Genomic DNA, 11077 nt, shown 5'->3' with positions numbered 1-11077 from the left:
CGAATTCCTCGGCGGTCATCGGTTTCGGCAGTGCCTTTGCGGGCGTGGCGCGGATGGAAATCGCGGGGTCTTGTGCCGAGCTTGTGAAGCCGATGATTTGCATGATCTCGGGAGTCCGCACGCCAATGGCGCAGATGCCGACGAGAAGCATGACCAGAAGCGATTTCACGATATCCTCCTGCCTGTTGGAAATGGTTCAACTATTGCGGCGAAGGTAGCACAGCGAGCTGCGACGATACATACCATGAACATGTGAAAAAAAGGGGGCATATGAAGATCGCGGTTTTCGGATTCGGCGCTGTCGGCGGACTGATCGGCGCAAGACTGGCGGAAGCGGGATGCGAAGTCAGTGCGGTAGCGCGCGGCGCCACGCTGGCAGCGCTTGATGCGCATGGCGCACGACTGGTCGTTGACGGCAGCACGCGCACTGTTGCGGTGCGTGCGTCGGCTGACCCGGCGGCACTGGGCGTGCAGGACCTCGTCATCGTGGCCGTGAAAGCGACCGCCCTGCCCGACGTGGCACGCAGCATCGCGCCGCTGATCGGCCCCCACACCCTGGTGTTGACCGCGATGAACGGCGTGCCGTGGTGGTTCTTTTCCGGCGCCGACGTCCCCTATGCCGGCACCCGCCTGCCGGTGCTGGATCCCGGCGGCGCGCTGGAGCAGGCAATTCCGGCGCAGCAGGTGATTGGCTGCGTGGTGCACCTGTCCGCATCCTGCCCGGAGCCGGGACTGGTGCGCGTCGGTTTCGGCAACCGCCTGATCGTGGGCGAACCCGCCGGCGGGCTGTCCGCACGCGTGGAGTCACTCGCCGCGCTGCTGGCGAAAGCCGGATTCGACGCGGAAGCCAGCAAGGATATTCGCAGCGACATCTGGTACAAGCTGTGGGGCAACATGACCATGAATCCGGTGTCGGCGCTGACGGGCGCGACCTGCGACCGTATCCTCGACGACCCGCTGGTGCACCGCTTCTGCCTGTCGGCGATGGCGGAAGCGGCGGCTATCGGCGCGAAGATCGGATGTCCGATTGCCCAGAGCGGTGAAGACCGGATGGATGTCACGCGCAAGCTCGGTGCGTTCAAGACCTCGATGCTGCAGGATGCGGAAGCGGGCAAGGCGCTGGAGATCGATGCGCTGGTGACGGCGGTGCACGAGATCGGCAAGCTGGTCGGCCTGGCGACGTCGAACGTGGATGCGCTGCTGGGGCTGGTGCGGTTGTTTGGGAAGACGCGCGGGCTCTACAACTAGAAGCACTGCATGAACGTCCCGTTGCTCTGGCAGGGGCGTCCGCTCTTGTCGAGATAAGTACCGCCCGCGCCGCCGTTGTAGCGGCTTCCTCCGCTCCAGCATCCGCCCGCGTCGCAACCGCTGACCGGAGCGGGCCCGGAAGGAACAGCGGATTGCGGCACCTGCGGCATCGTGATGGCCGGTGGCGGCGATGCCGGCGCAACCGGACGCTCGACCAGCGCGGGCACTGCACGACGCGGCACGGACTTCTTCGCGGCCACCTCCTTCTCTGCCTTGACCGCATCGTCCGTGCTCGCGCATGCGGCGAGCGGCAGCAACAAAATCAACAGGAATCGGGAAGTCGCCATGGTGTCCTCCTTGGACAACCGTTACCGGAACTTTATCCCCGCGCGGCAAATTCCCTGCGCAGGAAGTCCGGTACTTTCGCGGCCGAAAGCGCGTTGACGCGCGCCAGCAGCTTCGGGTCGATGCTGTCCACGCCGTAGGTGCGGCCGAGGTGGCCGGCGGCGTGGATCAGGACTTCCGCGCTGACTTCGGCGTCGGCCTCCGCGCGGTGGGCGGTGCCTTTGAATCGGATGCCGAGCGAAGACGACAGCGGCGACAGCTTGTAGCTGGGCAAGCCGGGAAACAGGCGGCGCGAAAGCTTGAGCGAGCAGACCGTCTGCTCATGCGCCGGCGCCAGGCCGAGGTCCTCGGCTTCCGCCTTCAGGAACTTCTCGTCAAAGCTGGCATTGTGCGCGGACAGCGTGTCGCGTCCGATGAAGCGCAGCAGTTCCGGCACCACCTTTGACACGCAGGGCGCGCTGTCGACCATTTCCTGGGTAATGCCGGTGAGGCTGGTGATGAAGGCCGGAATCTGCACGTCGCAATTCACCAGCGACACGAAACGCTCGGTGATGCGCGTGCCTTCGATGCGCAGCGCGGCGACTTCGGTGATGCGCGCCCCCATGCCCGGGCTGAGACCGGTGGTTTCGAAGTCGAGCATGACGATGGGACGCTGGTACATGATGAGAAGGCCGCGGAAAGGGCTCGATTCTACGGGAAGCCGGCCAGGTTTGCGTGGCCGGATTGACAACTAGTGAACCACGCCGGCGGCCATCGTCAGCTCCGTTCCCTGCTCGTGCAAGGCGACCCGGTTGCGTCCCTTTTCCTTGGCGGCATACAGTGCCGCATCGGCGGCGGCGATGAGGTCCGGCGCCTGACGATTGCCGACCGGGTGCATGGCGGCAACACCAAAACTGGCCGTCACGCCGGGAGCAACGCGCGAGGTGGCATGGGGAATCTGCATGTCGATGATGGCCGTGCGCATGCGTTCGGCCAGGATGGCGGCGTCTTCCTCGGTAGTGCCCGGCAGCAGGACCGCGAATTCCTCGCCGCCGAAGCGGGCAACGAGGTCGGCCGCGCGGTGCGGGACTTCGCGCAGGCAGCGCGCGATCTGCTGCAGGCAGGCGTCGCCCGCCTGATGGCCGTAGTGGTCGTTGAAGTTCTTGAAGCAGTCCACGTCGACCATGATGAGCGACACCTGCGTGCCGTCCCGTCGCGCCCTGCCCCATTCGATATCGAGCCGGCGGTCGAACTCGCGGCGGTTCGCGACCTGCGTCAGCGCATCCTCCGCCGACATCTTCGCCAGCAGTTCCACCGCATGGCTCAATTCGCGGTTGCGCTCCTGTTCCCGCATGCGGGCGAACCATGCGCGCCGCTGGTCCTGGTCCATGCGGAAGTTTGCGATCAGGCTGATCGCCACTGCGGCCAGGCAGAACAGCCAGTTGTTGAACCGGACCTCGGGCGGAACCGCGTGCTGGGCGCCAAGCGCAATCCCGTAAAGGATGGCCATGGCGACGGAGGTGACGAGCGCGCTGCGAAAGCGCAGGTTCACGACGATATTCCCGAACAGGATGACGAGGGTGACGCCGGTCTGGTAATGCGCCGCATTGGGATGCGTGCTCAGCCCGGCTATCCACGGCAGGCTGACGCCGGCGGCAAGCAGCGTGAGGGACAGTACTGCCTCGCGCCAGGCCGCGTGCCGGATGCGGTAGACGAACAAGGTACACAGCAGAAGGAGCGGCACGACCACCAGGAAGCGCACCGCCCACGCCTGCTGATAGGCGTCGGGCAACATCACGCGGTCGCTGACCGCGAAGGCGCTGAAAAGCAGGACGGCGGCCAGCCCGGTCCGGCGCATGCGGCCTTCGCGCATGCGGTCCATTTCGACCTGGAATGCGGCTTCAAGTTTGGCGGGGAATTTGCTGCGACGGCTCCAGAAGGTCTGTTCGAGTTCAGTCTGGGGTGCCGACGATGTCTCGTATGTCTTGTTTTCCATGGGATGTGGTCCGGCGCGGCATGCCGACGTTTTTCAGCTTACCCCGCTGGCAACGCAACGTCCAGTGTTCAGAACGACTTCGCGTAGCGCGCAACAACCAGGGCTTCTGCGGAGGCGTCGGCCAGTTCATTGGGATTGCGACGTACCATCAGTGCAACGCCGAAAGTGGCGCCGTAACCGGCAGGCATCTGGTAGTTCAGCTGCGCGCGCATTTCGCGGCCGAGCGGCACCATCGAAAACACGAGTCGTTCGCGCGCTGTACCGCTGCCGCGCGACAGCAAGTCGGTCATGAAACGTCCCGAATAACTGCGCATCGGTTGCGACAACGACACGCTGAGCCGGTCGCCGCGCCGCATGCGGTCCGATGCGACCAGTCCGAAGGAAAAGGCACTGGTGCCGGCGCGGGAAATGCCGTTTGCCAGGGTATCGGCACTACGGGTATCCGGCATCAGGCCGTAGGCCGCCTGCCCGGCGATTGCCAGCCTGGGGGAGATCATGACCGCACCGGCGAATTGCAGGGTGCTGGTCGATACGCGCAAGCCATGCGTGAGCGCAGGCGATGTGCCAAGGTTGGCAAGCGGCTCGGATGTCTGCGACATTGACACCGATACGGCGGCGTTGCCGAAAGAACGCGACAGTTCGACCAGCCGGCCGCTCCCGTCCGCAAGCGGCCCCTCCTGTGAAGCAGGCACCGCGCCGACAATACTTACCCGCAGCGCCAGTCCGCCCGCCCTGAGCATGACGGCGGACTGCGATGGCGCAGGCCCCAGCGACAGGCCTTGGCCAAGGTCGAGGGCATCGGCCGCGGGATGCTGCAACACCGCAGCTTCGGAGTCGACCGCCATGTCCTCGCCGTGTGCCGGCGCTGCTATCGCGGCCAGCACTGCCAGTACAAGCGCACCGGAGGGGAGTGGACGATCGGACAACATGTTTTGCCTTTTGGCGGGCTTTCCCTATTTCCATTGTGCATCGTGTTTTGCGGAATGCAAGGTACGCCGGATATGGCGGAAAAAAGACGCCCTAATCATGCAAGCGGTGCACGCGCACCTCGTCCGGCGCACGTTCCTCCAGCCATTCGCGCCAGACCGCCAGCAGCACCGCGACGATCACCGGCCCCACGAACATGCCGACCAGGCCGAACGCGCCCAGCCCGCCGAGCACGCCGAACAGCACCAGGAGAAAAGGAATTTGCGCCGCACTGCTGATGACCAGCGGCCGGATCAGGTTATCCACCCAGCTCACCACCAGCGCCCCCCACAGCAGCAGGCCGATGCCGGCCAGCGTCTGGCCTGTCATCAGCAGCCAGACGCCGAGCGAGCCCCAGATCACGGGCGCGCCGAACGGAATCAGCGCCACCAGCGCCGTCAGCGCGCCCAGCAAGGCCGGGGCATGGATACCCGCCGCCCAGTAGCCGAGGCCGGCCAGCGTGCCCTGCGCCAGCGCGGTCAGCACCAGCCCGTACAGTACTGCCTTGGTGGTGGCGCCGATCGCGTCCAGGTAGCCTTCCGCGCGCACGCCGATGAAGCGGCGCAGCACGCGCTGTACCTGGGCGAGCAGGCTTTCGCCGTCGCGGTAGACGAACAGCACGGTCAGCACCGCCATGCCCATCTTGGCGGCGTTGCGCCCGACGCCGCCGACCAGTTCCGCCACCTGGCCGAACCAGTTCTGCGCCAGTTGCAGCGCTTCGGTACGAAACGCTGCCGGATCGCCGGCGAGGTGGTCGAATATCTGTTGCAGGCGTTCGCCGATCCACGGAATGTTCTTGATGATGGCCGGCAGCCGCTGCGGACCCGCGTTGATGTAACCGGAGACCGCCTGGTAGGCAAGCACGAATTCATCCTGCAGCAGCCCGACCAGGCCGAGCAGCGGCAGCACGAAGGCGGCGGTGAGCAGCAGCGTCATCAACAGTGCGCTGGATGTCGCCGCGCCGCGCATTCCCCTGCGCAGCCGCGCATACATCGGCCAGGTGGCGTAGGCGAGGATCAGCGCCCATACCACCGGCACGATGAACCAGCGCAAGGTCATGTAGGAAAGAATGAACAAACCGGCCAGCAGCAGCCAGAGCAGGACAGTGCGCGTGCCGATGGCGGATTCGCGTGGCGTCATTTTCTTGCGTCGAGGTTGAATGGGCATCGCCATTGTGCGTCGTCCTCCGTGCAGCCGGAACGACGAAGATCAATCATGCGGGTTGCTTGCCTTTCGGATACCGCGGAAATGCAGCCGGGCCGCAGTTTTTGTGCGGCCCGGCAGGTTTCTGGTTTCAATTCAGTGGGCCATGCGGCGCAGTACGGTGCGTCCCACACGGTCGACGGCACGGTTGATCGCGACGTACATGTCGGCCTCGGTATCCTCGGTCACGATGTCTGGCGCGCCGGCCAGCGTGATGTGCACGCTGCACTTCTTGTCGACGCCCCCGCGCGGTCCGTTCACATCCGCCAATCGCACCGTCACGTGCTGCACGCGGTCTGCCGCGTGCTTGAGCGCGAAGCGCAGGCGGCGCTCGGCGTGCTCGGTCAGTGCGTTGGTCAACTGGAATCCCTGGGCATGGACATCGACTTTCATGACAACCTCCTCAATGTTTCTGGTTTCGGGCCGCTGCTGCTTTGTTGCCGGCCTTGAGTTCAATATAGTTCTCGTATTGCCTGTTGAAAATTCGAATATAGTTGTAACTCGATTCGAAAATTTCGAATAATCATGTCCGCCCTCAACTACAAGCATTTGCATTATTTCTGGGTCGTCGCCAAGTGCGGCGGCATCAACCGCGCCAGCGAGCAGCTGCACCTGACGCCGCAAACCATCAGCGGCCAGGTGACCATGCTCGAGGAGGCGCTCGGCACGCCGCTGTTTGACCGTGTCGGCCGCCGCATCGAACTGAACGATACGGGACGCATGGTGTTCAGCTATGCCGACGAGATCTTTTCGCTCGGCGAGGAACTCGAGGACATGCTGCACCACCGTCCCGGAGACCGGCCGCTGCAGTTCACCGTCGGCGTCGTGGACTCAGTGCAGAAATCGATCGCCTACATGCTGCTGGAGCCGGCGCTGCAACTGCCGGAAACCCTGCGCATCGTGTGCCGCGAAGGCAAGCTGTCGGCGCTGCTGGCAGGTCTTGCGATCCAGAGCTACGACATCGTGATCGCCGACGGGCCGATGCCGCCCAACAGCAATGTGCGCGGCTACAGTCACCTGCTGGGGGAATGCGGGATCACTTTCTTCGCTGCGCCGGCGCTCGCCCGCGAAGTGAAAAAGGGCTTCCCGCACAGTCTCGACAGCGCGCCCTTCCTGCTGCCGGGCGAGGATGCCGCGGTACGCCCGCGCCTGCTGAAATGGTTTGAACGTGAACGAATCCGGCCGCACATCGCGGGCGAATTCGACGACGGCGCGCTGCTCAAGGAGTTCGGCGAAGCGGGCACGGGCGTGTTCTGCATGCCCTCTGTCGTTGCGCAGCAGATCAAGCGGCAGTACGGCGTGGTGGAGGTCGGTCGCACGCACGATGTGAACGAACAGTTCTACGCAATTTCCATCGAGCGACGCCTGTCGCATCCAGCGGTCGTCGCCATCAGTTCCGCGGCCCGCAAACGCATTGCTTCCCGCAAGTAGAAAACCGCATATCGTCGCTTGATCCAGGACAAGAAAAGACAGTCCCCTTCTAGGCAAGCCCATGCGGCGGGAGTAACGTTCCTTCAACAATCCCGATAACAATGGAGACGCACCCTCACAAGCGGATTGAGGATGTGAGACCGAGGTTTGCAGCGTGCTCCAGCTGTCCCCGCGGAGAAGGTTTTCCGCGCCATTGCTCCGGCGGTATGCAAATCCCGCCGGGCGTCATTGACGTTCCTGCTCATGTTCCTGCCGTGCGCCAAGCCCTCGCGCGCGGAAAGACGGTTTCGCGTCATAATCGCGGGCCGCTCCGTTGCCGCTTCGCCGGAAAACGGAAATGAGAATAGACACACGCAAAGAAAAAAAGGAATACATGATGAAAGCGTTTGCACAACTCCGCGTAGGAACGCGCCTGACACTGGTCATGGCGGCAATCCTGCTCCTGTCCTTCCTCGCCACCGGCACGGCCATCTGGCGCCTGTCCGAGGTCGCCGCGGATACCCATGAAATGATGCAGGAGCCGCTCGCCAAGGAGCGCTACATTTCCGACTGGTACCGTGTCATCCATACCGCCGTCCGGCGCACAGCAGCGATCGCCAAGAGCAGCGACGCCTCGCTCGGCAACTTCTTCGCCGCGGATGCCGCCGAGTCGACCCGCTTCGCGTCCGAGATGCAGAAGAAAGTCGAAGCGCTGCTCGCCTCTGACGCCGAAAAGGCGCTATTCAACGAGATCGGCGAAAAGCGCAAGGCTTACGTCGCGGCACGCGAGGCTGTCGTCAAGCACAAGGCAGACGGCAAGGTCGAGGAAGCCAATCGCGTACTCGACAAGGAGTTCATGCCGGCGGCCGATGCCTACCAGGAGCTGGTGCAGAAGCTGCTCGATAACCAGCGCAAGGTGATCGACGAAACGGCGGCGCATATCAACCGCACCTACCGCTCGGGCCGCAATGCGCTCATCATCTTCGCGGCCATGTCCCTGGCAGTCGGTATTTTCTGTGCATGGGTCCTGACCCGCAGCATCGTGCGCCAGCTCGGCGGCGAGCCGATGTATGCGACAGAGATTGCGCACAGCATCGCCGGCGGTGACCTCGCCGTGGACATCAAGGTGGCGAACGGCGACGACACCAGCCTGCTGCATGCGATGAAGGTGATGCGCGACAGGCTGGCGGACATCGTCGGCAATGTGCGCCACGGCACGGAAACCATCGCCACCGCCTCGGCGCAGATTGCGGCCGGGACCATGGACTTGTCCTCGCGCACTGAAGAAGAAGCCAGCTCGCTGGAGGAAACCGCGTCGTCGATGGAAGAACTGACCTCGACGGTCAAGCAGAACGCCAGCCATGCGCACGACGCCAACGCGCTGGCGGAGTCTGCCTCGCAGGTTGCGCAGAAGGGCGGCGCGGTGGTGCACCAGGTTGTCGAGACGATGGAATCGATTCATTCCTCCGCGCGCAAGATCGTCGACATCATCGGTGTGATCGACGGCATCGCCTTCCAGACCAATATCCTCGCGCTGAATGCGGCTGTCGAAGCGGCGCGTGCCGGCGAACAGGGCCGCGGATTCGCGGTGGTGGCGTCTGAAGTGCGCAACCTCGCGCAACGCAGCGCATCGGCTGCACGCGAGATCAAGGCGTTGATCGACGACTCGGTCGACAAGGTGGAAGCCGGCAGCGCGCTGGTCAGCCAGGCAGGCGCGACGATGGAAGAAATTGTGGCCAGTGTCGAAAAGGTCACCAGCATCATGACCGAGATCACCACCGCGACGCAGGAACAGAGTTCCGGCATCGAGCAGGTGAACCTGGCGATCGCCCAGATGGACCGGGTGACGCAGCAGAACGCGTCGCTGGTGGAAGAAACCGCGTCGGCATCGGAATCGCTGCGCGATCAGGCAGCGTCGCTCGCCGAACTGGTCAATGCCTTCCGCCTGGAAGCCGCCATGGTGGCAGCGCCGGCAGTGGCCAAGGTGATCCCGCTGCAACCGGCGGCGCCCGCACTGGGAAGGCGTGTCGAACTGAAGAAGCTGGCCTGAAATTGATCTGGAGCAAGGAAATCGTCTCCTTGCTGCTTCACTGTGTTGGCATGACGGGCATGCGCGCATAATTTTCGGATGCCCGGCACTCCCGCCGGGCGTCGCGCGGCCCGGCAAAGGTGTTGGAACGCGATGCAACCTCTCCGTTGTCAAACACGCATGCTACCTGCCTATATTTCCCATCCGGATTGCAGCAAGCACGAAATGGGCGCGCTGCACCCGGAATGCCCGGACCGCATTGCCGCGATCCGCGACCACCTGCTCATCAAGGGCCTGCTGGAATTCATGCAGCCCCATGATGCGCCGCTCGCCACCGAAGAACAGCTCGGGCGTGCCCACGCCATCCACCACGTGCATGAAGTGGCGGCCCTGATACCGGAATCCGGATATGCGCAGGTCGATCCGGACACCTGGATGAATCCGCACTCCTACCGCGCCGCGCTGCGCTCGGCAGGCGCCGCGGTGCTGGCCACCGACCTGGTGGTGCGCGGCGAGGCGCCTGTGGCATTCTGCAACGTGCGTCCGCCGGGACATCATGCGGAGCACGATGCGGCGGGCGGCTTCTGCTTTTTCAACAACGTGGCGGTAGGCATCCGCCATGCGCTGGATGTGCACGGGCTGGAGCGGGTGGCGCTGGTGGACTTCGATGTCCATCATGGCAACGGCAGCGAGGATATCCTGTGCGGCGACGCGCGCGTGCTGATGTGCTCGACGTTCGAGACCAACCTCTATCCGTTCTGCGGCGATGAACCGCGCGGTCCGAACATGGTCAACATCGGGCTGGCCGCGCGTTCCGGCAGCGACGCCTTCCGCGAAGCGGTGGACTGGGGATGGATCCCGGCACTGGACGCGTTCCGTCCGCAAATGATCTTCATCTCGGCCGGGTTCGACGCGCATCGCGAAGACGACATGGGCAACCTCGGCCTGGTCGAAGCCGACTATGAATGGGTTACCCGCAGGATCATGGAAGTAGCAAACCGGCATGCCGGCGGCAGGGTGGTTTCCTGCCTCGAGGGCGGATACGTCCTCTCGCCGCTGGCACGCAGCGTAGCCGCGCACGTCAAGGTATTGATCGGCGCGGATTGAATCAACCATCGGCACGCCGGCATCCCCGCGCAGACAGGGAGCCGGCGTGCTGTGCACCAAACAACAACTGACGATTAGCATGGACAGGCATTATCTGAACCCTCTTTTTTCTCCGCGCTCGGTGGTGGTCTTCGCCGGCAACGAGAACGATCCCGCCTCGCAGGTCACCTATGGCCGGCAGATCGCGGAGCAACTGCGCAACGGCGGCTACGACGGCCCGGTGCGCTTCCTCGACATCGCCGGCACCGGCACCCTGGCCGAGCTGGCGGAAGCGAAGTTTGACCTCGCGATCATCGCGCTGCCGCACGACCAGCTCGCACCCGCGCTGGAAGTCGCCGCACGCATAGAGAGCAAGGCGGCACTGATCCTGTCCTCCGGGGTGGATGCGAAGCTGGCGGCGCAGCTGCATGCGATCGCCCGCCAGCATGGGATATACCTGTTGGGCCCGAACTGCATGGGCTTCCAGCGTCCGAGGCTGTCTCTGAACGCCAGCGCGCTCGGGCCGCTCGCGCAGTCCGGTGGACTGGCACTGGTGTCGCAGTCGGGCGCAGTGTCCTCGTCCATCCTCGACTGGGCGGTCAAGAACGGCGTCGGCTTCTCTGCCGTGGTCGCGCTCGGTGCAAACACCGCCGTCGACATTTCACAGGTGCTGGATTTCCTGGCCAACGACCGCGCAACGCAGAGCATCGTGGTCTACCTCGAAGGCATCCGCAACGCACGCCGCTTCATGAGTTCGCTGCGCGCGGCAGCCAATGCCAAGCCGGTGTTCGTGCTCAAGGCCGGCCGCAAGCCAT

11 protein-coding genes are annotated in these 11077 nt (G+C 64.3%); 5 read left to right on the top strand and 6 right to left on the bottom strand.

The features are described from left to right. Window positions 1-270 precede the first annotated feature (270 nt). Window positions 271-1248 (top strand): 2-dehydropantoate 2-reductase, encoded by a 978-nt coding sequence (locus AYR66_RS15380; protein WP_088708226.1) that lies wholly within the window; start codon window positions 271-273, stop codon window positions 1246-1248. Here AYR66_RS15380 and AYR66_RS15375 read toward each other — a convergent pair. The 6 genes from AYR66_RS15375 to AYR66_RS15350 all read right to left on the bottom strand — a co-directional run bounded on the left by AYR66_RS15375 (window position 1245) and on the right by AYR66_RS15350 (window position 6130). Beyond that, window positions 1245-1595 (bottom strand): hypothetical protein, encoded by a 351-nt coding sequence (locus AYR66_RS15375; RefSeq protein WP_088708225.1) that lies wholly within the window; start codon window positions 1593-1595, stop codon window positions 1245-1247. The genes AYR66_RS15380 and AYR66_RS15375 overlap by 4 nt on opposite strands. 32 nt (window positions 1596-1627) lie before the next feature. Beyond that, window positions 1628-2254 carry a 3'-5' exonuclease gene (locus AYR66_RS15370; protein WP_088708224.1) on the bottom strand — a complete coding sequence of 209 codons (627 nt, stop codon included), beginning with the start codon at window positions 2252-2254 and terminating at the stop codon, window positions 1628-1630. A 69-nt stretch (window positions 2255-2323) separates the two neighbouring features. After that, a complete protein-coding gene (locus AYR66_RS15365) occupies window positions 2324-3568 on the bottom strand; it encodes a GGDEF domain-containing protein (RefSeq protein WP_088708223.1) in 1245 nt (414 codons plus the stop codon). Window positions 3569-3636: 68 nt separating this feature from the next. Further along, the gene (locus AYR66_RS15360) at window positions 3637-4497 is read right to left on the bottom strand and encodes a hypothetical protein (protein WP_088708222.1); all 861 of its coding nucleotides are present in this window, start codon (window positions 4495-4497) and stop codon (window positions 3637-3639) included. 91 nt (window positions 4498-4588) lie between these two features. Then, complete coding sequence (locus tag AYR66_RS15355) at window positions 4589-5674, bottom strand: AI-2E family transporter (RefSeq protein WP_088708221.1); 1086 nt, start codon at window positions 5672-5674, stop codon at window positions 4589-4591. 159 nt (window positions 5675-5833) lie between these two features. After that, window positions 5834-6130, bottom strand: a complete 297-nt coding sequence (locus AYR66_RS15350; protein WP_088708220.1) for an HPF/RaiA family ribosome-associated protein — start codon at window positions 6128-6130, stop codon at window positions 5834-5836. A gap of 132 nt (window positions 6131-6262) precedes the next feature. On the opposite strand from AYR66_RS15350, the gene nhaR reads away from it, so the two are divergent. The 4 genes from nhaR to AYR66_RS15330 form a co-directional block, all read left to right on the top strand. Next, on the top strand, window positions 6263-7168 hold the full coding sequence (gene nhaR / locus AYR66_RS15345; RefSeq protein ID WP_088708219.1) for a transcriptional activator NhaR: 906 nt from the start codon (window positions 6263-6265) through the stop codon (window positions 7166-7168). Window positions 7169-7544: 376 nt separating this feature from the next. Beyond that, entirely contained in the window at window positions 7545-9197 is a 1653-nt protein-coding gene (locus tag AYR66_RS15340) for a methyl-accepting chemotaxis protein (RefSeq protein WP_088709835.1), read from the top strand. Window positions 9198-9356: 159 nt separating this feature from the next. Beyond that, the gene (locus tag AYR66_RS15335; RefSeq protein WP_088708218.1) at window positions 9357-10283 is read left to right on the top strand and encodes a histone deacetylase family protein; all 927 of its coding nucleotides are present in this window, start codon (window positions 9357-9359) and stop codon (window positions 10281-10283) included. Window positions 10284-10362: 79 nt separating this feature from the next. Beyond that, window positions 10363-11077 (top strand): CoA-binding protein (locus tag AYR66_RS15330; protein ID WP_170942312.1); only part of this gene is annotated, 715 nt, incomplete at its 3' end.

It is taken from the genome of Noviherbaspirillum denitrificans (genome assembly GCF_002211445.1).
Classification (GTDB): Bacteria; Pseudomonadota; Gammaproteobacteria; order Burkholderiales; family Burkholderiaceae_D; genus Noviherbaspirillum; species Noviherbaspirillum denitrificans.
This window is presented reverse-complemented; position numbering and strand designations above follow the sequence as displayed.